24 protein-coding genes are annotated in these 26,299 nt (G+C 58.5%); 13 read left to right on the top strand and 11 right to left on the bottom strand.

Annotated features, from left to right (window positions below; all coding sequences use genetic code 11):
• Positions 1-77: 77 nt before the first annotated feature.
• The 3 genes from SPHS8_RS11950 to SPHS8_RS11960 form a co-directional block, all read right to left on the bottom strand.
• A complete protein-coding gene (locus tag SPHS8_RS11950) occupies positions 78-1,409 on the bottom strand; it encodes a hypothetical protein (protein WP_201515705.1) in 1,332 nt (443 codons plus the stop codon).
• A 317-nt stretch (positions 1,410-1,726) separates the two neighbouring features.
• Positions 1,727-4,798: a helicase-related protein gene (locus SPHS8_RS11955; RefSeq protein ID WP_201515706.1), complete on the bottom strand. Its 3,072-nt coding sequence runs from the start codon at positions 4,796-4,798 to the stop codon at positions 1,727-1,729.
• A gap of 171 nt (positions 4,799-4,969) precedes the next feature.
• A complete protein-coding gene (locus SPHS8_RS11960; protein ID WP_236575113.1) occupies positions 4,970-5,629 on the bottom strand; it encodes a hypothetical protein in 660 nt (219 codons plus the stop codon).
• A gap of 167 nt (positions 5,630-5,796) precedes the next feature.
• On the opposite strand from SPHS8_RS11960, the gene SPHS8_RS11965 reads away from it, so the two are divergent.
• From SPHS8_RS11965 to SPHS8_RS11980, 4 genes are all read left to right on the top strand, one after another.
• Entirely contained in the window at positions 5,797-6,177 is a 381-nt protein-coding gene (locus SPHS8_RS11965; protein WP_236575114.1) for a hypothetical protein, read from the top strand.
• A gap of 194 nt (positions 6,178-6,371) precedes the next feature.
• Complete coding sequence (locus SPHS8_RS11970; protein WP_443020029.1) at positions 6,372-6,779, top strand: MbcA/ParS/Xre antitoxin family protein; 408 nt, start codon at positions 6,372-6,374, stop codon at positions 6,777-6,779.
• A 2-nt stretch (positions 6,780-6,781) separates the two neighbouring features.
• The gene (locus SPHS8_RS11975; RefSeq protein WP_201515708.1) at positions 6,782-7,480 is read left to right on the top strand and encodes an RES family NAD+ phosphorylase; all 699 of its coding nucleotides are present in this window, start codon (positions 6,782-6,784) and stop codon (positions 7,478-7,480) included.
• A 231-nt stretch (positions 7,481-7,711) separates the two neighbouring features.
• Positions 7,712-8,047, top strand: coding sequence for a hypothetical protein (locus SPHS8_RS11980; protein ID WP_201515709.1), 336 nt, complete (start codon positions 7,712-7,714; stop codon positions 8,045-8,047).
• A 315-nt stretch (positions 8,048-8,362) separates the two neighbouring features.
• Here the strand turns inward: SPHS8_RS11980 and SPHS8_RS11985 are convergent, their stop codons facing one another.
• The 7 genes from SPHS8_RS11985 to SPHS8_RS12015 form a co-directional block, all read right to left on the bottom strand.
• Positions 8,363-10,324, bottom strand: coding sequence for a hypothetical protein (locus SPHS8_RS11985; RefSeq protein WP_201515710.1), 1,962 nt, complete (start codon positions 10,322-10,324; stop codon positions 8,363-8,365).
• Positions 10,325-10,602: 278 nt separating this feature from the next.
• On the bottom strand, positions 10,603-11,034 hold the full coding sequence (locus tag SPHS8_RS11990) for a hypothetical protein (protein WP_201515711.1): 432 nt from the start codon (positions 11,032-11,034) through the stop codon (positions 10,603-10,605).
• Positions 11,035-11,495: 461 nt separating this feature from the next.
• Positions 11,496-12,071, bottom strand: coding sequence for a MobA/MobL family protein (locus SPHS8_RS11995; protein ID WP_201515712.1), 576 nt, complete (start codon positions 12,069-12,071; stop codon positions 11,496-11,498).
• The gene (locus tag SPHS8_RS12000; protein WP_201515713.1) at positions 12,068-12,496 is read right to left on the bottom strand and encodes a hypothetical protein; all 429 of its coding nucleotides are present in this window, start codon (positions 12,494-12,496) and stop codon (positions 12,068-12,070) included. The genes SPHS8_RS11995 and SPHS8_RS12000 overlap by 4 nt, the downstream gene beginning before the upstream one ends.
• Positions 12,497-12,797: 301 nt before the next feature.
• A protein-coding gene (locus SPHS8_RS12005; protein WP_379540255.1) for an IS3 family transposase occupies positions 12,798-14,161 on the bottom strand; the annotation gives its coding sequence in 2 pieces (ribosomal slippage) (positions 12,798-13,811 and positions 13,814-14,161; 1,362 coding nt in all).
• Between the two features lie 44 nt (positions 14,162-14,205).
• The gene (locus SPHS8_RS12010; protein ID WP_201515715.1) at positions 14,206-14,586 is read right to left on the bottom strand and encodes a hypothetical protein; all 381 of its coding nucleotides are present in this window, start codon (positions 14,584-14,586) and stop codon (positions 14,206-14,208) included.
• The gene (locus tag SPHS8_RS12015) at positions 14,583-15,119 is read right to left on the bottom strand and encodes a hypothetical protein (RefSeq protein ID WP_201515716.1); all 537 of its coding nucleotides are present in this window, start codon (positions 15,117-15,119) and stop codon (positions 14,583-14,585) included. The genes SPHS8_RS12010 and SPHS8_RS12015 overlap by 4 nt, the downstream gene beginning before the upstream one ends.
• 348 nt (positions 15,120-15,467) lie before the next feature.
• Here SPHS8_RS12015 and SPHS8_RS12020 point away from each other — a divergent pair, with 348 nt between their 5' ends.
• Both SPHS8_RS12020 and SPHS8_RS12025 read left to right on the top strand, forming a co-directional pair.
• On the top strand, positions 15,468-18,155 hold the full coding sequence (locus tag SPHS8_RS12020; RefSeq protein WP_201515717.1) for a PD-(D/E)XK nuclease family protein: 2,688 nt from the start codon (positions 15,468-15,470) through the stop codon (positions 18,153-18,155).
• Positions 18,156-18,157: 2 nt separating this feature from the next.
• A complete protein-coding gene (locus SPHS8_RS12025) occupies positions 18,158-21,355 on the top strand; it encodes a UvrD-helicase domain-containing protein (RefSeq protein ID WP_201515718.1) in 3,198 nt (1,065 codons plus the stop codon).
• 6 nt (positions 21,356-21,361) lie between these two features.
• Here SPHS8_RS12025 and SPHS8_RS12030 read toward each other — a convergent pair whose 3' ends face one another.
• The gene (locus tag SPHS8_RS12030; RefSeq protein WP_201515719.1) at positions 21,362-22,096 is read right to left on the bottom strand and encodes a hypothetical protein; all 735 of its coding nucleotides are present in this window, start codon (positions 22,094-22,096) and stop codon (positions 21,362-21,364) included.
• 250 nt (positions 22,097-22,346) lie between these two features.
• Between SPHS8_RS12030 and SPHS8_RS12035 the strand changes: the two genes are divergently transcribed.
• The 7 genes from SPHS8_RS12035 (at position 22,347) to SPHS8_RS12060 (ending at position 26,282) form a co-directional block, all read left to right on the top strand.
• Positions 22,347-23,690, top strand: a complete 1,344-nt coding sequence (locus SPHS8_RS12035; RefSeq protein ID WP_201515720.1) for an anti-phage deoxyguanosine triphosphatase — start codon at positions 22,347-22,349, stop codon at positions 23,688-23,690.
• Positions 23,691-23,788: 98 nt separating this feature from the next.
• Positions 23,789-24,301 carry a hypothetical protein gene (locus SPHS8_RS12040; RefSeq protein WP_236575115.1) on the top strand — a complete coding sequence of 171 codons (513 nt, stop codon included), beginning with the start codon at positions 23,789-23,791 and terminating at the stop codon, positions 24,299-24,301.
• A gap of 49 nt (positions 24,302-24,350) precedes the next feature.
• Positions 24,351-24,539, top strand: coding sequence for a DUF6961 family protein (locus SPHS8_RS12045; protein WP_201515721.1), 189 nt, complete (start codon positions 24,351-24,353; stop codon positions 24,537-24,539).
• A gap of 118 nt (positions 24,540-24,657) precedes the next feature.
• Positions 24,658-24,861 carry a hypothetical protein gene (locus SPHS8_RS20460; protein ID WP_236575116.1) on the top strand — a complete coding sequence of 68 codons (204 nt, stop codon included), beginning with the start codon at positions 24,658-24,660 and terminating at the stop codon, positions 24,859-24,861.
• A complete protein-coding gene (locus SPHS8_RS12050) occupies positions 24,858-25,286 on the top strand; it encodes a hypothetical protein (RefSeq protein ID WP_236575117.1) in 429 nt (142 codons plus the stop codon). The genes SPHS8_RS20460 and SPHS8_RS12050 overlap by 4 nt, the downstream gene beginning before the upstream one ends.
• A gap of 29 nt (positions 25,287-25,315) precedes the next feature.
• Positions 25,316-25,708, top strand: coding sequence for a hypothetical protein (locus SPHS8_RS12055; protein WP_201515722.1), 393 nt, complete (start codon positions 25,316-25,318; stop codon positions 25,706-25,708).
• A gap of 4 nt (positions 25,709-25,712) precedes the next feature.
• A complete protein-coding gene (locus SPHS8_RS12060) occupies positions 25,713-26,282 on the top strand; it encodes a hypothetical protein (protein WP_236575118.1) in 570 nt (189 codons plus the stop codon).
• The last annotated feature ends 17 nt before the right edge of the window (positions 26,283-26,299 follow it).

The raw sequence follows: 26,299 nt of genomic DNA on the forward strand, positions 1-26,299 counted from the left end.
GCCTGCTCGCTATGGCCATGCCCTAGCGCCGACGCAAATGCCGCAGCCAAGGTTGTCGGTAAACTCTGAGCTGCCGCCTAATTGGAAGTCCAATCATGGTGATTGGGATTGAAGGTTAATTCAGCGACTGGACGGCGAGGCAGACTGACCCGCTTGAGATCAACTGGATCACGCGCCAAACCGTCGGCCAGGACGAGTCTCTCGGACGTAAATCCCATTTCGCATTTGAGGTTGGGATCCAGTCTCGGACGTACGAAATCGCGTTCAAATGACAACTGCCATTTTTCAAGCATACTGGCGATCCAGGGGTTTGCTATTCCACCCCCGGCCAGGATCACCTGATACCCCAATTTTCCCCCGTCCGTTTGAGAAAAGCCCGTGCGGTTCAACTGGATTGACCGGCTGCAAACCTGATAATCTTGGTAGCGTGCCGCCCGGGCGCAATCCTCGGTCGTCGCCCCGGCATTACAATAGGTAACACTTGCATCCGACCCGAGCAGCTCGACGCTGGCTGCGTATATCTCCAGGGGCCAGTCGGATTTGTCCAATTTGAATGTGGCCATGTCCAAGGTAGCAGACCCACAATCAATAATCATATGGGTGCCGAGATAATGACGCGGCCCGCGGCAATATCCGGCAATCACGCCAGACAACTCAGGATGCAGCTCATAATCGAGCGACGGATCTTCCAAGGAAGCCAAAGCTGCCCTGACGTCGTGAAGCGTCAGACTGTCAGCGCAGTGAAGCAACCTAAGTGCCGACCGCACCGCATGATCGAATGCAGCCTGCGCTCTTCCGCTCACAGTGGCTTCGTCGCGGTCGAGGGCGGCCACTGGTATCGCCACGTTCACGAGGCTCACTTGGCCATCCAGCTCATCGATGGTGCCGAGTACGTAAGCAAGGTGCAGCGAGAGGAACGCGACTGCTGCTTCAAGCAATGTCACCGGCGCTCCTGGAGCCATACGATGCGCTGTTCCTTCAACGAGAGCAGCCTTGAAGCCATCTACACGCATGCTGCCGATGGCGGGCAGGACGCTGAACTGCTGGGTGACAGGATCATAGAAAACTACGGACGGCCATATGTGAGGTTGCCCACCGCTGCACCAGCCCGCCGGCACAGAAATGGCATGGGCTGGGCTAGACGCACGGTAGGGCCAGCGGATGACGGCTTTCGTCGAACTTGTACCGAAGTCATAGCCGAGGAAGCCCTCAGCATCCGGATTGACGATATGCGCATGGCGCTCAACACAGCGCGCGATCCTGCGTATGACCACATCAGCAACATCGGAGCTCGCACCTTCCGGAGCACGGTGGTCGGCCAAAAAGTCGCTTAATGCGGGGCGAAGCTGCGCAATCTTTGAAAATGCGCCCTGGCCAAAGTCATTGGGGACAACGGGTGCCGCCTGCATCTTGTAAGCAGGCTCCGCGCTGGAGCCGAATATCCGGAGCCGCTCCGCTGCCGACAATTTAACTCTAATCGGCTCGGACGGTCGCTTCTTTTCAGAACGTTGAGGTGGAGACGGTGGACGTTGCCTGTGGTCACGGCTTGCATGATCCGCGAGCGCCTTTTCAATGGGCACCGACGTAGTCGCGGGTGGCCGTGTAACACTAGGACGATCGGGTGCTAGGGCTGACGCCAATTTCGCCAGAAGATCGGCCCCCTTCACATCGCTTAATGTGGCGCCTGTCCTCCTTTTGTTGCGCTTCGTTCCCAATCTGCCTCTCCTCAGACCAGATCAACCACGATCAGACCAATCAGCCGATTATCATGCGAAAACCTGGCGCGCGCGCTTTTAAGCTGTTCCCGGCGCTCATCAAGCCGGGCCATCAGCTTGGCGAGTTTCCCCTGTTCGGCCGGGATCATCTTGAGTTTCTTGGGATCGCCGCTGACTTTCCAGTCAAACAGCTTGGCTTCCAATTCACGCCGACGTTTTTCCCCCTGCCGATCAATCCGCGCCGAGGCAGTATCGGCTCGGTCCTCGTGCCGCGCCTCCTCTTCGTCGAGGAAATCATCAAAAGCGGTGTCGAGGATCTCAGTGACAACGCGGTGCGCGACGGAATCCAGTCCCGAAACGTTGCGCCGCCGTTCGTTGGCCGTACCCACGCGCAGAGCCGCCTGAACGAGCCGCTCCGCTTGAACCGGCTCGACCGCGTCCCCCGCCATATTACACGCACCATGAAAAATCCGGTCGATCCGGATGGCCCCTTCGACTGTCCATCGCGCTACAGCCGCGACGTACACCCCTGCTGTGAGATCAGGCATCTCTTTGCCGGATAGCCGCACCGCGATAACTGGCTCGGCGACTTGCGCCTTAGCGGCCTCGTTGCGGATAGTTGCAGCAAGGCGCACGAGTGGGTGAACATTGGTGACGATCTCAATCGCCTTGGGAAGCCCAGGCCTACGCTCGAACACCGCTCTTACGGTCGTCTGGCGCGCGAGCCGAGTACGGGTCCGGGCACCTCGGTTCAAGATGCGCTTCAGAGCAAGGTGCGCCGCCTCACTGAGCTTCACATCGTAAAGACCAGCTTGCCCGGGAACGTCGTCTACACGGCTCCCAGGATAGCGGCCCGCAATTGCCTCGTGCACATAGTCGGCGAGTTCGGCTGCCGCGATGCGGCGCTCTGGCCGGCGGTTCGCCTCGATCTGCGCCAAAATCATGTCGCCATGGGCAATCAGACCAGGCGCTTCTTCCTCCAGCTTCTCAGTCTGCTGCTGGCGATTGATGAATGCCATTGCGCTGCGCTCAATTTCGTGTTCCTGATCTTCGCCCGTCAGGTCCGGGTCAAGGAGGCGCTGCTCCAAATCGGCGATTTCCTTGCCAAGAATCGCTTCGAAAGCACCCAGCGTCTCTTGAATCTCCATCAACCTGAGGAAGAGGCGCAGGTAGATGCGCTCCTCAATCGTGTCCTGGGCAATCAGCGAGAGCACATTGATCCGGGCCGCCTTCTGCCCGATACGATCGATACGGCCAATGCGCTGCTCAACCTTCATGGGGTTCCAGGGCAAATCATAATTGATGAGCGAGCGGCAGAACTGCATGTCGAGGCCCTCGCCCCCGACTTCCGAGGTGAGGAGCACGCATTGGCCTTCGCTCTCCGCGAAGTTGGCGATGATCTTCGTGCGCTCTTCCTTGATGCCTCCGTGCATCACATGGACCGCAATCCCTTGAGCGCGAAGCTTCTCAGCCAGGTAGTCCAAGGTCGTGCGGAAGCTTGAAAAGACGATGACCTTGTGATCGCCGCGCGCGTCGTGCTCACAGATTGCACCAAGCAGCTTTTGCAGCTTAGTGTCTCCCGCCTCCAATTCAGCCAAGAGCGCGGGTGAGGCGCAAAGCCGTGCCAGCTTGGCAGTTAGCGGCCCTGCCGACCGCTTCGTTACGCGGTCGTCGTCCTCGTCTTCAGAGAAGTCATCTGTCATGCGCGCCCAGTGCCGGCACGACGCGGCCAATGACGAAGCGATGAGCCTCTGCGGCGTCGCCAGCAGGAAGCGCTCCGAGGCGGCCAGTTCATATGCATGCTGGCGAACGATGTCGGAGGCCAAATCATAAAATCTTCGTTCGCCGGGGGTCATCTCCCAAGGCAGATGATCGACTTCGCGCTTCACCTGTAGGTCGTTAACGTCACGCCGCCGGGTGCGATTGACCACCGATCCAAGCAGCGACATCTCCTCGAGCATCGCCGCGATTTTCACGCGCAGATCTTTGCTATCGACGAGGTCGGGCGCGCAAAGCTCCCGCTTGAGGTTCTCGAGCTGACGATCGATGCGCAGCATCACGCCACTAGAAATTTCGCCCAGTTCGCCTAGCAGCTCAGAAAAATCGGTCTGCGGGTCCAATGCCAAATCGCGAGCGCGAACCAGCGGCTTATTCTCGTCATTCAGCGCAGTGAAAGCGAAGCTACTGTCAAAGCTGTCAGCATCCACCAGGGAAAGCAGATTACGCAAATCCTCACTGCGCAGGTTTATCGGCGTCGCACTCAGCAGCAACTTGTAGTCGCTCACCTGCATAGCGGCCCGAGCGAAAACATGCGCGAGCGTATCGGAATTGCGCAGATGATGGGCCTCATCAAAGATCACACAGTCGAAAAGAGGCCTCGTCACCCCCTCGGCATCGGAGATGAAGCGGCACAAGCGAGCGCGATCGCTATCGTCTGTGCCATCGTCCCAGCCACGTGGTGGACGGATCGATGATAGAGAAACAATTAGGGCGAAGCCGTCCCCCCCCTCCCCATCCCGCTTGAGATGTTCGAGTAGTTCGCCCGCGCTCACGATCTTCGCATCGACCGAGAACTTCTGCCATAGTTCCAGACGCCACTTCTCTGTCAGCGATTTGGGACACACCACCAATAGGCGCGACGCGTCGAAGCGGGCGACAAGTTCGGTCCAGACCAGACCCGCCTCGATCGTTTTACCCAAACCAACCTCATCGGCAATTAGCAGACCCTGCGAGGGCGAAGATAGGAGCTTCACGACCGGCTTGAACTGATAAGCATGGAAGTCCGTATCCGTGACGTCCATGCTGTAGATCACATCGCGCAGGCGACCGGTTAAACGGTGGTGCAGCAGCGAGCGACGGAGCCGGTCAGGATCGGTGAAACGGCCTGCGCGCAGCTCTTCGAGCGGGTCCACGTCACGTGCGCCGACTACGAGCTGGCTTTCGGGAAACTTGCTTCGTCCACTACCGTCGGTCAGTGCGACTTCCCAGTATTTGCGGTTCCGGCGCGTCTCCGATACGCCTGTGATCATACCCCCGCGAGAGGGATCATCCTTCAGACTAACGGTATCGCCGATCGAAAACATTTCATTGATCCCCTGTTTGTGGTCGCTTTTTCGCCGGCCCCACGACAGAAAAGGTCGCAAGGGTAAGTGAAGTCAAATTTTTCCCGGTGCCCGCAAATTGCATACGATGAGGTTGCTCCAGATGAAGGCGAGGCGCATCGGCCAGAACAAGCACTGACGCTGCTTCGGTACTCAAATCCGGTTTATTCCCGCCCACTCATGCTCATGCGTGCCACAATGATTTTCCATTCCCGGCTTCGTCAAGCAACCTTTCGGACTCGTGTAACTGTGGATGGTCCGAGCGGGCTGTTCAAACCAGGATATGTTGAAAGCCCAATATTTGGGGAAAAAGTAGAGGCTGGAATAGGGCAGATGATCATGGATCCACCATGCCAGCTTCTGCCAATCTCCCTCCTCCTGAAAGGCATCCCAGAAAGACGGAACGACGATACAGGCAGTCGCGCCCATCATGCCATCACGCCTGCGATCCCATATGTGACTGGCGTAATTGCTCTCATTCGAAGCACAGCTGTACCCGGCTTTGCCAGCCGCCTGCATTTCGGCACCAAACCCATTCACCTCGGCCGACCGGAAAGCTGACCGAATAGCGATCCGGCCAAAATGATCCTGCAGCGGCTCCAGCAGATCCTGACACAAACGGCTGCCTGCCGCTATCGCAAGCTCCGGATCGTCCGGGACGTTCGCAAACCCATGGATCGATGCGATGTCGGAGAACAGAAAGTCGCGCATGAAAAACGACTTTGACAGCCTCTCCCTCCCGAACTCGCTCAGACTTGCGACGCTTACTGGCTTTTTCATGATGGCCCCCTTTGTAATTTGAGTGCCAGCCAAGCACGACATTTTCGGTCGCAAACCCTGGATGGATCGAATGAGGCAGCTTGCGCAATATGACGTAACCTCGCAATAGCGCGCACTCCTCAAGTCCGCCGGATGCTATGCGACCCCAATTCACCAATAAGGAAATTGCCCAACGCGTTTTTGCTCGAGCCGCTTGGGTTATGCATCAATCATGGGAAGAAAACTGGCGGCATTCACGCCTGTTGGATGAACCATTAATCCCCAATCACATCATCATGGCCGGTCGCTCACGGGCCGCGGCAGAACATCGTGAACATGTTGTTCCATTGGCGCTTATTCGCGACCAGTGCGAAAATATGTTTTCTCTTGGAGCGAATGTAGCTGCCGTCGCGAAATTGTTAGAGCGGCATCTAAAAATAGTGATGATCTCCAAGGCTGAACGTCTGCGGCTCGACTTCGATCTTGGACTTAAGGTGAGCATGCCCAAAGGTTGGTCTTTTGACGATGAGAATGCGGACCCCTTTGCCAGATTGAAGGCTGCCGGGATCGAATGGGATCAGATCGAATCGAACGTCGCCTGAGGCTTACAGCTGCCCTACAACGCGCTGACTCTTGGCCATTGGGATGGGCGCTTGCTCCGACTTCCCCATTGCTCAGGGCTCACCAAGCCTCGTGCAATCTCCTGACAGGATCACAAAGCACATCTTATAGACATTTTTACAAATCCGCTTATATTTCGGACATCGGATAGTCCGGAGGAAGAAAGGAGATCACAGTGGCGCAAGCCTTGGCTAAGACCGCTCCTGCAAGGAAGCCGGATCTCTCCGGCTCTGGCCTCCGGACATTCTCGAACATCGCCGAGCGCTGGTCGCTAAGTGAACAACAGCAGATGAAGATTCTCGGCGTGGAAAGCCGTTCCACTCTTCACAGTTGGAAGGCGAAGGCGAAGGCGCGCCAACAGATCAAGCTCGGCCGCGATACGCTGGAGCGGATCAGCTACGTTCTGGGCATCTACAAGGCTATCAATATCCTTCTGCCGATCGCCGAGCGGGCTGACCGCTGGATGCACGCGCCCAACGACGCTCCCATCTTCGGCGGCAAAAGCGCGCTCGACCGGATCACCTCCGGCAATGTGTCGGACCTCTTCATTGTCCGCCAGTATCTCGACGCAGAACGGGGCTAGGAATGACCAACGATGCTGTGGTGCCGCCTCTCGCGGCCACGGATCAACGCGTGTATCGCCTGATCGCCTCGATTTATCCGACCATCCTTCTCTTCGAACAGGTGACGGAACCCGAGGATCTGGATGACATCTACGCCCTTGAGGCCATGACAAACGACCGCCTACGCCAGGAGGCCGGCGACATTTCACTGGTGCCCGGCGAAGATCGCGTTGTCGGACCCGGCTCATCACCGATCATGGCGGCCTTCACGCATCTCAATCGTGACGGCGCCCGCTTTTCCGATGCCAGCTTCGGCGCCTATTACGCCGGATATGAACTTTCGACCGCGATTGCAGAAACGAAGCATCACCGGGAAGCCTTCCTACGCCGAACCAAGGAAGGGCCTATTGATGTCGATATGCGCTGCTATGTCGCCCGGCTCCGCGCGGATCTTCATGACCTACGCCCCTGGCATGATCACCATCCCGAGCTTTTCCACCCAACCGACTACAGCGCCGGCCAAACACTCGCGCGCGCCCTACGGGCAAAGCGTTCCATGGGGATCATCTATCCCAGCGTTCGTGCTGCCAGCGGCACGTGCGTTGCTGTCCTCCGGCCGATCTGCCTCTCCAACTGTCGCGAGAAAACCCATCTCACCTACCGATGGGACGGCAAGAGCATCACCGACGTGTACGAGAAAAAGCCTTTCACCCCAAAATGAATATAATCTGCGGCGGCGCCGAGAAGATAGCTGCTGCGATACCAGAAAATAGCGCCAAGCAGAGCTACGGCCAATCCACCGAGCCTTAGACGCACTTTTCTGCTCCCGCTGTCGCGAAATATGCGCCCAGCTTCATTTGGTGATGTGTCCCGTTAAGACTCTGGGAACCCATCAGCCGATAACTCTCTTAATTCTCTGGGAAAAGCATGAAAGACGGAGCTAAATTTTGTCATGAATAACGACGACGGTTTTTTCCACCGGCTGCCCGTCGGTTGTGTTTCAGAAGGCCACCATATCAATCTTCGCAATGATCCACTGGCCGATCCAAAAGGCGATAAGAACGAACTGGTTGCCCCATTGGTCGTCCAGGAAGTGTATGATGGACCGCCGCGAGCAGCCGACATAACCAGAGTTTATTCGATTGTGGAGGTGGCATCAGCGGGTCAATCGGCAAATGATGGAACGACGCTTCTGTTATCGGGTGGTCCTGAATGGAAAGCGGTGATGATTCACTTTCCTGACGACCAGTACGAGGTGTCCATTCGATCCGAAAATGACATAATCTGATCGCAGACCTTGGATAGCGGGCACCTCGGTAAATGAGGCGCCCCTGCAGAACTGACACCAGACTGCGGATCACAAGCTCCCCCGCAGTGATCTGCCCCCTGCTGGTTTTGCGCCCTTACTATTGCAAGCTCCCGATGCCGATTCGACCGGCGTCGGCCGGTAAGCGCTTCGCCGCTGTCGTAGAGTTGCCGAAGGAATGTCGCGTTCTTCCTATCCGAATCGGTTGCATCCTGAGCAATTTCGTTCCGCGACCCGAAGGCTTGGTTACCCAAGTTCTTCCACTGGGGCCGGCTAAGCCGGCCCCACTTTTCCGCATCACGCAGCCTCCCAGACCCGGTTTAGAATTTGCGCGGCCATCGCCGCTTTATCCTGCGGAAGGAACCGCCCATAATGCTTGGCGACCATGTCGGGTGTATCCTGGATGGCATAGCTTGCCTGCTCGTAGGAGCCCGTATGCTTAAGGATGTGGGTCGCTAGAACATCCCGTACGTTGTGCGGCCCGTGCGGCAGCAAGCCCTTGATCGCGCCTCGTCCCGTATAAGGGTTGAAGACGCCATAGCGCTGGATCACGAGCCTCCACGCCTCATAGAATGTGTTCTGGTTATATGAGGCATCCCGGCTGGTCGTCTTGACTGTTTTGACAAAAAAGGTGCCGGGGTCTGCCGCTCCGTTGAGCAGCGCAGGACGATGCCGCTCAATGTAGGCGCTGATATGCTCATATAGGCCGCCGAGATCGGGAAGGACCAGTCGGAAGGGCTTGCCAGCGAAGAACGATGAATGGGCATTTTTGAACGCAACGGCAGGCACGAAGACTTCCCAGCCCTCGTCGCGCTGGCTCCAACGAATTTCGCCGCGCTTCAAAGTCTCGAGCTGCCGTTCTGAGCGCGGCAAATGCCCACGCGGACAGACCATCAGTTGACGGAGGTTCTTCTGTCGCAATCCGAGATGTAGGCCAAGACGAATGAGGAGATAGGAGCGGGTGACTTCCGCCGCCGCACGAGGGTAACGCCGCGCGTCCGGACGAACCTTCAATGTCTCGTCGGCAATCTTCAGATACTCCGCGACCGGGCTCGATGCCTCAAGGATCGGCAATATCGGCTCGAACGGATCACGATGGATTCGTGCTACCCGCTCCACTTCCTTCACACGGGCTCCTGCATGCGCATGGAGAAAATCGCAAGCGCCCGGCCAATCGGCGCGCACAGCGTCGACTTCCTCAGCCGATATGAGGCCTGCGACCGGGACAAGGCGTGAAGCGATTTCTGGGTGCTGGCGCAGCCAGCCAGTTTCGGAACGAACCAGCGCCATCGCATTGCGCAGCATGTCGCATTCCCAGCGTGTGAAGAAGCCGCGCCGCCGCTCGCGCCATTGAACATACCAGTCCCAAACGCGCGGAAAGATAAGCATGGCGAACGACATGTCCTTGAGCGGCACGCCATGCCCACATACAGCCCCTTTCGGCGAGGCCGCCAAGGCACCGAACATGAGACCAAAATGCTCGATTTTCTGGGCCGTAGTCTCCTCGTTCCAGACGCCGATGCGCTGAAAGCCGATATCGGTGAGGGTGGCGGTCTTAAAGCGGATGAGCTCGGCGAGCTCCGCCACGAGACGAGGCGGCGCATCCACCACGCCGATATGGTCGGCTTGGTCATCGAGATCATAGGTCTCATCGCTCAGCAGCGAAACTCGCGTCTGTTTGCCCGTCAGAGAAGGGAAGCGGATCGCATAGCGCAGCTTCATGGCCTGGGCCTGAAAGCGGCGATATTCGGTAGCGCCAGATATGACGACGTTCTGAACCCAATCCAGAATGTTCGCCTGCTCCTCAAGTGACCTTGAGTTGAAATCATCGGGCAGGTGCCAAGCCAGCCGCCGCTGCTCGGCTTTGGAGATGCCCTTCACCAGCACACCTGAAGCGGCGCGCGCAGGATTTGGGAGCTTCGACTTGAAGTAGCCCAAAGGCAAATCGTAGCGCCGCTCGATACGCGTAAGCACCTCTAGGCTGGCAGCGCTTTGGGGGGCGCGACGTCCCTCGGTCCACGATTGCAGAGTGGCGCGATCAAACTTTTCCTCTGACCGAACGATAGATCGGTGGAGTTGATAATAGCTCTCGGAAAAGCGCCCCAGATGCAGGACGAGCGCTTCCCGAAATGAGGGAGGATCAACCCAATCTGTGAATTTTGGAACCGGGCGTTCGACGATTGGCAAAGGCTTGCGCCCCCGCTTCGACGAGGCAGATTTATCCGTGTCGCCGTTACTCCGGCGTGTTGTTTTTGGCATTGTAGAGAATTCCAGATTTGAAGGTCATGATCCAGCTTGAGCTGGGCACGCCTAGGATGCAGGCGCGCAAGCATGACGGCAGAGCCTCGACTTCAACGTACCCCGGATCAACGAGGCCCCGCCCCTATACGCGAGCAGCACAGGAGACGCCGCCCAGTGGGTGGATCGAGTGCGGGAACTATATGCTCACGGACCTACCCCCAACGGGCGTAGGCATGACTTACCGAGCCGATGCCGTTCGCCGTTAAGTTAGATGCGGAAACAGCCATTCGCCTAAATCAACGACCGATACCCGCCGTCATACCACTCAACCTACCTTCGAGCCGCTGGCGTGCCGCATGCAGCGCAGTCAATCGCTCGGCAGCCTCTTCTTCGTCCAGAATCAAGGACTCGCGAACGGCTTCACCCGAGCGGAAGGTGAGCATTTTCAATACAAGATGCCACCGGCCGCGATGATCAACGGTGACCGTCGCCATTCCATGGCATAATAATGTCCGGAGCGATTGATGGACGCCCCATTCGGCAAGTGATTTGGCTACGCCCTTCCCCTCCGTGGCAAAGGCACCATCTTCACTCACCAGTTCGCTCAACGCAGCGAAGCGCTGGCCCACGAGGTGCGGGAGGGTTACCGCGTCGCCTCGCCCGGAAACCCCGGATAATAGTAGGAGCGCCTCGCTGACGGCTGCCTCGGCACGAGCAAATTCATCCATGGCGCGTCCCCGCCAAATATTGACGCTGCTCCAAAGGGACGGCCATGTGTCAGTCGCAGGTAGCGCCAAAGGGGTGATCGCATGCACACCCCTGCGTTATTCATCATTCCTTTCTAAGCCGTTATCCCTGATCGACGCCAGAGCTGATCAATGCCGAACTCGCACCGAGAGGCGTTTCTCCATAACGCTCCGCATGTCGAGATAATCCCGGTAATAGGCAAAATGGACGACTGCAAAAGCAGGTTTGCCACAGCGCAGAACGACAACCACATCCTGCGTCGCCCTCGCGCAAATGGCGGCTGGGTGCTGCCGCAGCATATATAAGTCGACATGTACGATCCGCCGCGGGTAGCCAACCGGGAGCTTTCGCCCCTTACGCAACTGGCTCCTCTCCAGTCGCCTCTGAATCACCCCTTGCTTCGATTTAGCCGCCTTCGCCGAGAGCGGCCGATAAGGCCTCCTCACGCCGCCTTTACTCCGTTAAAGGCCAGCCAGCTGGCAAGCGCCTCGGCGGCACCTGCATCCGAGCAAGTGTCGCGCGCATGGAGACCAAAGCCATTGGCAGTCAGTCGCCGAGCCGGCACCAGGATGTGGACATGCGGCTCGTTTGCCGAGCCTGCCAGGAATGGCGCATGTAGGACGAGGACAGCGGCAAGCTGCAGCTCGCGCACGAAATAGCTCAGAGTCCAGGCGCGCACCAATTCCCAACCGGCATGGAGAGGCCGCTCGGCGTCGAGGATGATGTTGAACTGCGCATAGCCGTTCCGTTCGATGGCCGGCTGGGTGGCATCATAGCGTTCGAGCAAATAGCGCAAATCCGCATATTCTCCGGGAGCGCTACCAGGGAGCAGAAGGTCATGCCGGGCCGCCTGATGGCCGGCAGGGTTAAGCTTACCGAGGACCGACGCAGCGATGCCGATGCTCGGCCCGTCCACCTTCCAATACCAACGCATATAGCGAAACTCTGGGTGAGCAGGCCAGTCCAGGTGGAAGCAAGACAATTCCTCTGGACCAGACTTCGATTTCTTCTGGGTCATGCCACATCCCTCCCGGTCGGCTGGCGCTCGGCCGATTTCGGATCGCCAAGTCGATAGAATGAATCGGGCAGCATCGGGGGATTGAGGAAGAGCCCCTGACTGTCCGCCCTGACCGTGGGGGATTGGTCTTCATGCGCGGGAACAAACCAAACCTGTCCTCCCAGAAGGGTTTGCCGATAATTCGACAGCCACTCGCCCTTGCCGTGGAAACGCAAATCGAAACTGCACTCGCAGGCGTCGAGGCGAACGAGCAGGGTGTCCATGCCATAAAGGTCACCGATCTGGCCGAACAGTTGCTCCCCCAGAGGGCGGAACGCAGATGTGCCAAGAATCAGAAGGTTCGCCTCCTGAAGCAGGAGCGCTCCTCCCCTAAGAGCCGGATCGAAGTTGATGGGGCCACCGATTTCCCATGCGACCTTGATCATTGCACGCTGGACTGCGTCACGGACGAACGGAATGGTCAGCGCACCCGTGCCGGGCTGCGCGTTCGTTGAGTCAAACATATCTATTATCTTCCTGTAAGGGGCGCGCTCCGCTGAGCCTGGACACGCATCACGCCCAAGATTTTCATCTCATCTGCTCAGTCACCTGAGCTCTTCTCAATCGTTCAAAGCCGGTTTCGTCCTCAATCGTCTTTGGGATATCGGAGGTTTGTCCGTCGTCAGAACATTCGGCACAACTCGCGGCGTAGATTAGCGGAGTGCGGACCTCGTCAGGGGGTTGATGTTAGGCGGCGAACTTGCGGTGCTGCAAGCGCCGATGTTCGATGGTCTGTCGCTTGATCCTTTCGCGCAGTTTGATGATTGCCGGAGCCCTGCCGAAGTAGGCGTCGGCAGGCGTCACGTTGGCCAGGCTCTCGTGGTATCGCTGGTGATTGTAGTGCTCGACGAAGGCCTCGATGTGGGCTTCGAGGTCGCCGGGCAGGAAGTAGTTTTCCAGCAAGATGCGGTTTTTCAGGGTCTGGTGCCAGCGCTCGATCTTGCCCTGGGTTTGGGGATGACACGGGGCGCCGCGGAGATGGCTCATCTTCCGGGCCTCGATGTATTCCGCCAGCTCACCCGCGATGTAGCTGGGGCCATTATCGCTGAGTAGCCGGGGTTTGTGCAGCACCGTGGCGCTGTCGCAACCAGAAGCCGCCAGGGCGAGGTCCAGCGTGTCGGTGACGTCCTCGGCTCGCATGTTGGTGCACAGCTTCCAGGCGATGATGTAGCGCGAGAAGTCGTCGAGCACGGTCGACAGATACATCCAGCCCCACCCGATGATCTTGAAGTAGGTGAAGTCGGTCTGCCACATCTCGTTCGGCCGCGTGGTTTTCGTGTGGAACTGATCGGCAGCCTTGATCACGACATAGGCCGGGCTGGTGATCAGGTCGTGGGCCTTCAACAGGCGGTAAACCGTGGATTCCGACACGAAGTAGCGCTGCCCATCGGTGAAGCGCACGGCCAGTTCCCGGGGGCTCAGCTCAGACTGTTCCAGCGCCAGCTCGATGATCTGGTCGTGGATGCCCGCCGGGATGCGGTTCCACACCCGGCTCGGCGCCGATGGCCGATCTTCCAACGCCTCCGGCCCGCCTTCGAGGTAGCGATCATACCAGCGGTAGAATGTCCGACGAGGGATGCCGAGTTGGTCCAGCGTGCGCTTGGCCGACAGGTGCGACTGCTCGACGGTTCTGATGATCTCGAGCTTCTCGGATGCGGGATACCTCATTCGTCGTTGCCCCCATCCGCGACCATGCTTTTTTTGAGCAGACGGTTTTCCAGTGTCAGATCGGCCACGCATTCCTTCAGGGCCCGGGCTTCGCGGCGCAGGTCCTGGACCTCTCCGGTGGTCGCGGCACGGGCGGTGTCGCCGGCCAGGCGGCGCTTGCCAGCTTCCATGAATTCCTTCGACCAGGTGTAATACAGGCTCTGGGCAATGCCTTCCTTGCGGCATAGCTCGGCGATGCTGTCTTCCCCGCGCAGGCCATCCAGCACGATGCGGATCTTGTCCTCGGCCGAAAAGTGGCGCCGGGTCTGTCGGCGGATGTCCTTCACTACCCGCTCTGCTGGGGCCTTGGCGGGCGATTTTACATTGGAGGATCTGGGCTTCATCTTCGTTCCTTCGTCACTACGACGAAGCCCAGATCCTCCTTAAATCACAACCTCAAATCTGTGCCATTGGTGCTGACGGCGGACAGGAGGTTGAGCGATATCATTGGCCGCCCAAGCGGCTTTGTGAAACCGGCCCCCTGTTCAGCGCAGAGGGTGGCAAAGAGATGGTTACGAACCATCAGCTCACTGGCAGCGCCACAGTCTTGGCACATTCGAGTTGAACGCTGCTCAGCAGCTGCAATGAGCGGCGCTGCCGCTTGGCCAGGCCGATCAATATAGACCCTCAGCTCTCCGAACTTTTCCTTGGCCTGCGTCACTCTCACCGCAATGCCCGCCGACTGCAGATCGGACAGCAGCTGGCGAAACAGCGGTTGCCAGCCAGCCGGAAGGCACGATTCCCAATGCAAATTCTCTTCCTGGCTCATACGAAGTGCCCTCCGATTTCCGCGACCCAGCGAAGATCGGCGATCCGCAGGCCTGTCTGGACGGAGACCGGATCACCAAAGGGTGCTCCAGCTTCCTCCTTTAACCCAGTTGCCCTGATGCTGAAAAAGCAGGGATCGAGGTCGCGATCCTGCGGATCGGCGACTACCCACAGCGGCGAATCAAAGTCGGCAGACCAGAGCCGCAGACCCCTTTGGATGCGGACTTCGCCTGCGCGGGCGAGGATCAGGGAGAAATAGTATGTCTTCCGGCGTGAAGTGTCCCGGCCCGGCTCAAGGATAAGGATGTCCGTTCGTGTCTGACGGACTGCCTCGAGCAATTTGCCGAATGAAATTTCGCGACGCCAATGACCAAGAATGAGTCCTGCCCGCTCGCTGTAACGATATCCGCTCAGGATCTGCGGGAGTAGCCCATCGCACGGTTGGGTGGTCCAGCCCGCCATCTTGGCAAGCGCGCGGACGGCCTCTTCGCCGTCCGAGATCCGCTGCCGATCTTCTTCATTCACATAAACCATATCTAGTCTCTTCGACTTGGCGCGGAGGCGGCTGACCTCCGGCGCCTGAGGAACATTTCACTTCTCAGCGACAGCCAAAATTCCTCACTCAACCTCTCAAACATTCTGCTCCTGCAGCCGCCTTGCGGGATTGATCCCAGCGACAGCGTCACCGGCCGCCTCTCCGAGCGATGAGGCGCAGCTTGGCGACACTTGGACAAGACGCCAAGGCCATGTTTTCGTTTGCCAAAAATGTGACGACCGACATTGTCGTAGGCGCATTCATTAATGACATGACAAAGCATTTCAGCTTACGGGCCAGCGATATGGGCGCTGGCGAGGCAGCTGCCGGTTGGGGGATAGTTGAGAATGAAGCTTATCTTCGGCCTTTCATGCGATGGCCCTTCTTTTCCGGATTTTCCGGGGCCGAATGAAGGCGTCTTCAATGCCGCCGTCGTAGGGCCTCAAGGCCTGATAGAGATGCTCGAAGTGCAGTTGGGCCTCACCGCTCCCCGCGTGGCACATGCTGTTCGAGTCTCGAGCTATGCTGCTAAACTGCGTGCCGCGCTGGCCACCGCCCCCGAATTGTTCTTCGCTCAGTCGTTCGCCCTTGATCCTTGGGCCACTGCCGCGTCCTTGCTTGAATGGCGAGATCAGCTGGTCGCTGGCGGCTGGTCTGGCGCTATCGCCGGCGCGGCGCGACTCGATGCTTTTGCGAAGATTGAAGGGGCAGGCCCCATGCTGCCGCTCGGCATCGCGGACCGCGCGCGCAGGCTCTGCGATGTGGTCAAAGCCCGCGCCAGCTTACCGCTCGCCTCAATCGAGCTGGTCGAACCGAGAGATTTGCTGCCACCTCTCTGGCAGGGCCTCATCGAAGCGCTTGAAACATCCGAGGTCAAAATCTCTCAGGTTTCGGCCTCTGAGACTGCCGTCAACGATCTGAGCCACGTGCAAGCGTTTCTTGCGGACGGATCGCCCACGACATTAGCAGGCGATGGGAGCTTTGTGATCGTGGAGGCGGACACAGCCCTAACGGCAGCCGAAGCAGCCGCAGAGTGGCTCGCCCATTGCTCAGAAGCTGAGCTGCATGGCACAGTCATCGTGAACCCAGACGGAGATACGGCGCTCCTAGACGGCGCGCTGCAGGCTCGCGGTCTTCCGGCTCTGGGCTTGTCCGCCTCATCTCCTTGGCGTGGAGCGCTACAGGTGCTGCCGCTTGCCTTCGCTGCTTCTTGGGCACCCTTCAACGCCAAGGCGATGCTCGATTTGCTCATGCTACCGCGCCCTCCGATCCCCCGAGGCGTGGCCCGCAAGCTCGCCTATGCACTCAGCCGGGAACCTGGCACGGGCGGTGCCGCGTGGCTCGGCGCATGGGCATCTATCGAATCAGATCTCGCCGATCGAATGCCCGAAGAGCCACAAGAAAAGCGCGACGCAAAACTCGCTGCTTGGAGGCAATGGACGTCCGGGACGTTATACCAGCGGCACGAAGGGATGCCTGCGGAGGCAGCAAGGTCAATTACCTCTCGTGTCGCGCAATGGGCGCTTGAGACAACTGCGGGGACCGCCGATCCGCTTTTCCTCACGCTGGTTGGTGCCGCAACGGCCCTGACGCAAGCGATCGACGTACTTAATATCGACATTCTTTCGCCGCTCCTGCTCGGACGAATGATCGATCAGGTGCTCGCGGACGGCGCTCAAAATCCCAACCATGTCGCAACATCGGGAGGATTGCGTGCCGTGCGTCATCCTGGGGCGATCTGGGACCAAGCCAAGCATGTTCTTTGGTGGGATTTCAAAGGTCCCGGAGAACGCGTGGCGCCCCTCCCATGGAGCAGGGAGGAGATCGCCGTCCTAAAGGCTACCGGCTGCGACATCGAATCGCCGGCCGCGACGGCCGCGCGAATCGGGTGGAGCAACGCCAACGCCGTGCATCGCGCTGGCGAGCGCCTCATTCTTTTCTCACCGGCACTGTCGGCTGGAGAAGAGACGACCAGTCATCCCCTCGCCCATCAGCTGAACCCATTGACGGCACCCGCTGGTGACAGGGTTCGATGGTCGGCAGAGCAGATTCTGCAGGGACCAACTCATGAGCTAGCGGGACGCAGGCTTCTCCGAGAAGCCATCACTTCAACATGCCCGCCAATGCCGCGGGCACACTGGCCGCTGCCCGCATCTGTGGTCGCCAAACTCGACGATCGCGTCGAAAGTGCTACCAGCTTTGAGCACCTGGCGGATTGCCAAATGCGTTGGCTTCTTCTTGATGTCTTGCGCCTCTCCCGCGGCCGAGTTGCGGAGATACCGGGCACGAACCAGCTGCTTGGCAACCTCGCCCATGAACTCGCCAACCGCGTCTTCCCCGCAGATTCGGTGCCCGATCCAGACACAGTTTTTTCGCAAGCCAGCAATCTGTTTGATGAGTTGCTCAGTGCGATCGCTACACCGCTTCAGCAGCCCGAATATGCGGGCGAGCTGGCAGCCGCCCGCGTCAAAGTCCCAGCTGCTCTGGCCCAGCTGGCACGGCTCCTGAAGGCGATGGATGCAAAGGTGATCGGCACGGAAATCGAACGCGAGAGAAAGTTCGTCGACGGCCCTCATGTAAAGGGCCGGATTGACATGCTGGTGGAGCACCCTGCTCACGGAACAGGCGTGATCGACCTGAAATGGTCGAGGAGCGTAAAACACCGCCGCAACGAGCTGGCCGAGGGACGCTCTATCCAACTCGCGACATATGGCGCGATAGCAAACCCCAACACTGCCGCGCACACTCCGGGCGCATTCTACATGCTGAACCAGCGGCAAATGATCGGTCTCAATGGCACATTCCTCGCCGAGGAAGTCGTTGAACCCAACCATAGTCTGCCAGATACATGGACCAATCTCGTTTCTACCTGGCAGGTATGGCGTGATCTAGCACGAAGCGGGACTGCAGTGGCAGCCGGCGTCCACGAGTCTGACACTCATATCCCTGCCGATCTTCCAATCGAACCTGGAACCGAACCATGTCGCTATTGCGAACTCACGGCTCTGTGTCGCGTGGGCGTGGAGGCCAACTGAAGATGACTGCCCCCAATATCACAACCGTTGTCGCCTCTGCCGGCGCCGGCAAAACGACGCGCATCGTTGGAAACATCGCTACGGAGGTTGCGTCTCGCGATCCCGAAACCATCGTGGCCACCACGTTCACCGTGAAGGCTGCTGACGAGTTGATCGAACGCTCGCGCGCCAAGCTGTTTGAATTAGCTATGCCGGACAAGGCAGCGCGGCTGCTCGGCGCCCGTTTCGGAACAGTGAACGCGATTTGCGGCCAGATCGTGTCCGAGAACGCCATCGCTCTTGGGCGATCGCCCCGCGCGGAGGTCATTCCCGAAAGCAGCGTGCCGCGAATCTTTGCAATCGCCGCCGATGCGGCAATTGAACGTCACGCGCCCGCGTTGAACGAACTGGCCGAAATCATGGGGTTCTTCGAGCCTAAGCGAGCGGCTGATGCTGGGCGAAGTGATTGGCGGGCGACCGTCAGACGCTTGATCGAGCTCGCTCGAGCGAATGGCATTTCGTCCAGCGAACTAGAGATTTCTGCGGAACGATCCGTGGAGACATTTCTGGAATTGCTCCCGGCGGCTTCGACCCGCAGCAGCGACGAGTTCGACGCAGATTTACGAGCGGCCGTAAGATTGGCAGTGACTGCGGTGCCCGCTGAATTTAGCGCAACCGCCAAACCGCATGTGGCGTTGGTCCGTCAAATCGATGCCGAAATCCGCCGAGGCGGACGGATTTCCTGGCCGAATTGGGTCCGCCTGTCGAAGGTCGGCTGTGCCAAGAAGGACGGTCAAGCTTTCATCGACGCTCTTGATGCCGTTGCACAAGCGGCTGGGCGACACCCTGAACACCCGCGGCTTCGCGAGGATTGCAGTCGGTTCATTCGATCGGTCTTCGCCTGCGCAGGCGAAGCACTCGCAGCGTTCCAAGCTTATAAGGCAGAGCGCGGATTATTGGACTTCACTGATCAAGAGGCGCTCGCGCTCGAAGTCCTTCGCGACCCGACGATGTCCGCTGGCCTCGGTGAACGCATCGGCCGGTTGTTTGTCGATGAATTTCAGGATTCCAGCCCGCTACAGGTGGCCATCTTCACCGCCATGTCAGGCCTGGTCGATGCAAGCACCTGGGTCGGGGATCCCAAGCAGGCCATCTACGGGTTCCGCAATGCTGACAGTGCCCTGACCCAGGCTGCGTTCGCAGGTGTCGCCGCATTATCCAGCGGACCCCAAGATGTGCTGGCAACCTCCTACCGCAGCCGCGAGGGCATTATAAACCTTGTCAATGCTGCCTTCCCACCGGCGTTGGGCGCGATGGGCCTGAAAGCTGAGGAACATGCATTTATCGGGACGGGTCGCAGCGAAGACGGCTTCACGCAAGCCCCGCTGGCGGTGTGGTGGCTCGAAGGCAAGCTTGAGCTCCAATATGCCGCACTGGCCGCCGAAATACGCGATCTGGTGAAATCCGACGCCCCCTGGGAAGTCGCAGCAAAGCCAAAGGGCGTGCGGGCGCTCCGCGCGGGAGACATCGCCATCCTGTGTCGCAGCAAGGCGGACATCGCGAAAGTATCGGCTGCGCTCAGCCAACAAGGCATCAAGGCCGCAGTCGAGCGAGAGGGCCTTGCGCAAACGTCGCATGTCCAACTTGTCATGGCGGCATTTCGTTGGGTCGCAGATCCCACCGATCGTCTTGCGCTTGCTGAACTGGCTCGCTTTTTCGCCGACGACCCGGGATCGGACTCTTGGCTTGAGGCACTCGGCGCAGACAATTCCTTAGAGGCGATGCTCGCCGCCGTTCCTATTTCCTCAGATCTTTCCGCGATCCGTGAAGGCATTCTGTCGTTGACGCCGGCGGATCTCGTCGATGCTATCATTCTTCTCCCGGAGCTTAATCGCCGTCTAGAAAGTTGGGGTGACTTCGCGGCCCGCGTCGACGATCTCGAAGCCCTTCGAGGTTTCGCGCGGAGCTACGAGGAAAGCTGCGCAAGCGAGGGATCCCCGGCAACACCTTCTGGCTTCGCGCTCGCTTTGGCTGCGGAAAATCCGGCACGCCCACGAAGCCTGCAGGACGATGCCGTTAAGGTCATGACCTACCATGGTGCGAAGGGGCTTGAATGGCCCGTCGTCATCCTGACTGGACTCGGCAAGGAACCAGAGCCGAGGCTCTTCGAGCCAACGGCCGAAGCCGATGGTGAGATAGATTGGCAAAATCCACTCACCGGGCGCTGGATCCGCTACTGGCCTTGGCCCTACGCCAGCCAAAAGAAGGACGTATATCTCGATGCTTCCGCGCCCAGTTCGGCGCTAGGGCAAAAAGCCGCGATTCGAACAAGGGATGAAGAGGCCCGCCTTCTCTATGTCGGCATGACACGCGCTCGCGATCATCTCGTGTTTGCGCCTCCGGCTAAGGGCACACTCCATTGGTTGAAGGTCCTCGACGGGGATGGATTAGAGCATTTCACCCTGCCTTCTGCCGCCGATGACGGGATTCGTGCTGGGACGGAGACCTTTCCAACCAGGATCGCAACGTTGGTGAGCGACGAAGGCATCGAAGCCCAACCTCCGGCCGTGTCATTCGGACGCATCGCGCGACCAACAACCCAACGAGCGCCACTTTACCGCCGCCCAAGCGAGGCATCCGGTGACGAAACCTTCACCATAGTGGAGAAGGCCACAATCGGACCGCGCTTGCCGTTTACGGGCAGCCCGGACATGACCCTGCTCGGTGAAGCCGTGCACGCCATCATTGCGGCCGATCAACCCCACGATTCGGCGGATCAGCGCTTGGCTCAAGCACAGGCGATCCTCGATCGCTGGGGGGTACATCAGGTTGCCGCGAAGGATGTCCTAGAAGCCAACGAGCGGCTGCTCAGCGAGATCTCCAGGCGTTGGCCTGGTGCTACAATTCACCGCGAAACCCCGATTTCAGCACGTATAGGAGACCAGGTGGTCACCGGACGCATCGATCTGCTGGTTGAGCATGACGACGGCTTCGCCATCATCGACCACAAATCCTTTCCGGGCTCTCCGGACAGCTGGGACGCTCGAGCTATTGGGCACGGCCCGCAAATCCAACTTTACGCTGACGCGTTGGATAAGGCGCGGCCTGATGCCCCATGCGAGCTCTTCATCCATATGCCTATTGTCGGAGGTTTTTTGCGAGTGACATGCGGCAAGGACGATGACTCATACGTTGACCTAATAAAAATAAGGGCGCATTAAGTTCTCTTAAACAAAAGTTGGCAGTTGTCCCCGATCTACTGCCCAACCTTCCCAGAACATAAGCTTATCGAGCAATCGCCGTTCAATGAAGTGATCCGGCACCTTATTACGGTTGCTCATCTCACATCCTTGGGCTGCGAAGTAGACAAGCAAATCTGCCACCGCTTGTTGGAAATCAGGCTGCTGCTTTTCATCCTCACGTGCGCTAGCACATGCCGCATGAAACGCAGCGTAGTCATGTTCCTTTCCATTTCGATAAACATCCAAATCGGTACCTGCCTCATCACCGCGTTCCCTAGCCCGCAGCCTCGCGGACTTGGTCGCAAGAGCGTCCCAGATGTACACCTCGCTCGAAGGGTGCACGAACGTAGCGATTTTGGAGGCCGCTGATGTCTGGCGGGCTTTCCGTTTGTTCAGAGCCTGTAATCGTCTAGCAAAGGCCGGTATATCAGCCGTGGGAGCGAACTCTGGAAGAGACGCTAGGCTGCGGATCTCAGTCGCGACAGATTCCGTGCTCCAGCTAGCACGGATGAGCATAAACGTAATAAGAAACAGCCGAGCATCCTCACCATTCACGCTCTGAATTTCAGCACCAAATTTGCGCAGCCAGTGCTGATCCGAAGGTTTACGCCCTTCGACGATCTCGCCCGCAGGCGCGCACCACTTTTTCACATCGGCGATCGCATGGGAGAGAAAAAGACTACGGTGAGCGCGCAGGGCGGTATACGATTCAAAACCCATAAGAACTCCAGTGATTAAATTCTTTGGCTCTCCTTGAAACCGTGCCGTTAAAATCCAGTCAACGATCGCGATTTGCGAGGTCCGAGTGGATTTGGCTGCCACACAATCATTTTCGACTCGATGGGACAGACGGTACCTGATCAGGGAGTGGATCATCTTCTGCTAGATATCGGTTTGGAAATCCGTCTCTCGGTTCCCGCAACCTGCTCCCCATGCTAGCGGGCAATGATCTTGCCGACGAAATGGGAATATGATGCACTGGCTAGACCGCAGAACACCGGAGTCGCGAAAATCCTTCGATGCCCGATCTGCCGGCGATGTTGACTATGGCCGCGTAGTCCACTCAGCCTCCTTCCGGCGACTGCAGGGCAAGACCCAGATTCTCAATCTTGGCGATAGCGATTTTTACCGCACCCGGCTCACGCACTCCCTAGAAGTGGCGCAGATTGCTGGCGGCTTGGTCAAGCAGCTCGTTCACAATCTTCCAGGCCACCCCGCGCTGGCCTATCTACCCGAACACGCTCTCATCCAAGCCATTGCCTGCACCCACGACCTGGGTCATCCCCCGTTTGGGCATGGCGGCGAAGTCGCTCTGAATTACTGCATGAGAGATCATGGCGGCTTCGAAGGGAACGGCCAGACGCTCCGCATCCTGTCGAGATTGGAGAAATTCTCCGAGTCCGCCGGTTCGAACCTAACCCGCGAAACGCTGTTGGGTGTTCTCAAATACCCTGTTGCCTTCAGCCGGGTGGTGAACCCTGATCTCCGGCCGGGGATGCTTCCCGGCACCAGCGGCACGCCGCTGCTCGACCGCAACGCTTCCGAGCCCCCAAAATGTTTCTTGGATTGTGAGCAGGACGTCGTGGACTGGATCCTCTCTCCGCTCTCCAAGGGTGATCAGGATGCCTTTCGGCAGTTTGACCTCCGGTCGGGGAAGCATGCGAAAGCGCGCCACAAGGCGTTCGCTTGCTCGATCATGGACCTTGCGGACGATATCAGTTTTGGCATCCACGATCTGGAGGATGCACTCGCCCTCAAGCTGATAGACGAGCAGCAGTTTCATACACATGTGCCTGCATCGGCGTGTCAGGGTCTACTCGACTATCTGAACAGTCAGTATCGCGGCCAATATGGCAATGACGTGTATGGTGGCCTGCTCAACCGCCTGTTTGGCGATGGCAACGGCCGCAAGCATCAGATCAACCGGATTCTCAATTTCGTCATCCCAAGCGTTCAAATCCGCGAGGAAGCCGAGTTTGAGGAGCCAAGGCTCAGATATCGAGCCGAGGTTCCAAAACCCGTGGCGGACTTCTTGGCCGCCGTGACGAAGCTGGTTTACGAAGAGGTGATCTGTAGCCCGAGCGTCCAGCATCTCGAGTTCAAAGGGCAAATGATGGTGATCGCCGTTTTCGAGGTGATGAAGTCCGAACCGAAGCGATTCCTTCCCAACGACGTCTACATCAAATTCGGCGCATCTGCCGATCCTATGAGGGTCATCTGTGATTATGTTTCAGGCATGACCGACGCCCATCTCTTGCGGACCTACGAGCGCCTCTTTGCGCCGCGGATGGGATCGGTGTTCGACAAACTCTGAAATCCAATGACGGAAGGATGAGGTGCGCGCCTCCAATTTACGACCGCTTTTGACGCATACGAAATTTAGCAGGCTCCCATCAACAGCAGGGAGCAAGTGTGCCCGAGCGTGAGAATAGCCTTTTAGCCTGGGTGGGAACGGGCATCGTCTTCGCATTGATGATGCAAGTGGCCCCATTCCGCTGGGCGGTTTACGCGCTCACTGCCTGGCTCGGCTTCCTGTTTGTACAAGATTGGTGGAGCGAACATGAGCTGCCGGCAGGCTCTCCTGATGCAGAATGGCAGATTGAGGCACAGGATCTCCAATCCAATGCCAGCGATCAGCAACTTCGCTACTTCGTGCAGGGATGGTTTCAAAATCGCGGAAACGAGGCGCTCGAAAGCGCGCTGCTGGTCGGTCGCCTTTACGAATGTGATTTGCCGGAAGAACCGATTGATCGATGCACCCCCGTCAGCGAAAGTCATGACAATCTGACGCTTGATCTGAAGCCGGGTTTCCGTACGCACTTCACGGCTTACCCACAATTCAGCGGCGCAGGAGGCCCCAATCCGCGGGTAGTCTGGAGTATGCGGAACATCATCGCCGATAACGACTGGAAGCTGGATCCGTGAGGCTGATTCGCAGCATGGCCATCTTCGCAGCAACCATGGAAGCGAGTTGATGACCAACGATCAAATCACGCTGGGCGCGGCCATGATGTTGCTGAGACGACATGGAGACGAAGCACCCACCAAGGTAGCAGCGCGGATTGGCGAACTTGCCGTCGAAGGAGACTGGGAGGGACTAACCTTCTGGAAGACAGTCGCATCCAAAATGGATCAGATATTGCGTGCAGGGTCGGTTCAATAATGGCCACGCGCGTTTGAGATAACGCACTTCAACCACAGCGCTGACCGCTTGACATCTCGGTCGGCGCCCTACAACAAATCCACTGGCCTTGGGGAAGGCCAAATATGGGGGTATTTCAATGAGATTCATGTCTGCGGCGCTCGCCTGCGCCATCGCCTTGTCGACGCTTGCTCATGCTCAGGTCCAGTCGCCTGCGCTGGCTGTTGGCCCCGCAGCCAACAATGTTCTTCGCACGGGCACGGAGATCCAACTTAAGATGGAAGAGCCGCTGACGACTGAAGGCAAGAAACTGCGTGTGGGTCAGCATTTAGGCTCTCGGTGATTGAGCCCGTATCTGTAGGTGGTCAGATCGTCATTCCGGTCGGTTCGCCTGCTGTCGGCGAGATAACCGAAGTCCGTAACAAAGGGATGTGGGGCAAATCCGGCCATCTGACCGCCTCTCTCCTCAATGTGAGCGTAAACGGCCGCCAAATCCGGCTTACCGGCACATTTGACGATAAGGGCGTCACCGGCACGGCACGGGTCGTCGCCGCAGTTGCCTTCGTTCCGGTTGTGGGCTTCTTCACCACGGGTACAAGCGCCAAAATCGCCGCTGGATCCCAGGTGAAGGGCTTCATCGGCGAAGATGTCCCGTTGGTTTTCGCCGAAGCCAAACCGGCTGAACCTGTGACCGTTCCTGTCGTAGCAGGAACTTCTATTGCTGCCGCAGTGGAAACGGCTCCGGCGGTTGCCCCGTCTACAAAGTGATCCGACTTCAATACGGAGCTTAAATTCTTATGCGTTTCGTTCTGATTGCCGCCTTTTCGGTGGCTATTGCATCGCCTGCTCTTGCCCAACCAACCCAGGCTCAGCCGCTCGTGAACGAGGAAGTCGGCGTCCCCGTTTTCCCCTACGATATCACCGACCGCCCCTATGAGGTGCTGGGTGAGGTCAAGGCTGGGGTCCGCAAGGCGACCGTCTTCAGCAAATCGCCTTCGCAGGACAAAATCTACAAAGAACTGTGGGAACGTGCACAAAAGCTGGGTGCTGATGCCGTGATCAAAGCGCAATATGGTGATGCTCATGTGTCGGCATTCAGCTGGGGCAAAGCGAACGCGACCGGCACGGCAATTCGCTTCTTGCCAGCAGGCAGCACCACTGCGGCAGCAGCACCTGCTGGCTCCCACTAAATTGATGTTGCGCGCAGCCTTTATCGCAGGCGCTCTTCTGGCCAGCAGTCAGGCAATGGCTGCCCAGGACGCTACCGCTTCAGAAACCATCATCGCCCCTGCCCCTTCACCCGCTCCTCGCTGGGTGAAGGGTACAGATGTTGAACTGATGGTGGTTCGCGAAGTGAACAGCCGATCCGCCAAGGCCGGCGAGCGTTTCAGGCTGCGCGTTAATTCACCCGTCACCGTGGATGGAGCAGTGGCAGTTCCAATCGGGGCTGTCGCCTGGGGGGAGATCGTTTCCGTCTCGGGCACGAGCGCGGCGGTTGGCAAAGGGCAGCTAAGCCTCCGATTGCTTCACCTCGACACCCAGTGGGGGCCGGTCGCGTTGACCGGCACGAAAGGTACCGAAGGCGCCTCGAACACCGGCGGGGTCATTTTGGGAGTGTTGGGCTTTGGCATTTTCGGCCTGCTGAACAAGGGCGGTAATGCAACCCTCAAGGCCGGCGATATCATTCATGGGTATATCGCCGATGGCGAGGAGCCGGCTGCTGCGCCTCTCTTGATCTCGAAACAGGATGTGCCGCATTCATGAAAATGGCGCAGCTCAAA

The organism is Sphingobium sp. S6, from assembly GCF_905120495.1.
GTDB classification, from domain to species: domain Bacteria; phylum Pseudomonadota; class Alphaproteobacteria; order Sphingomonadales; family Sphingomonadaceae; genus Sphingobium; species Sphingobium agri.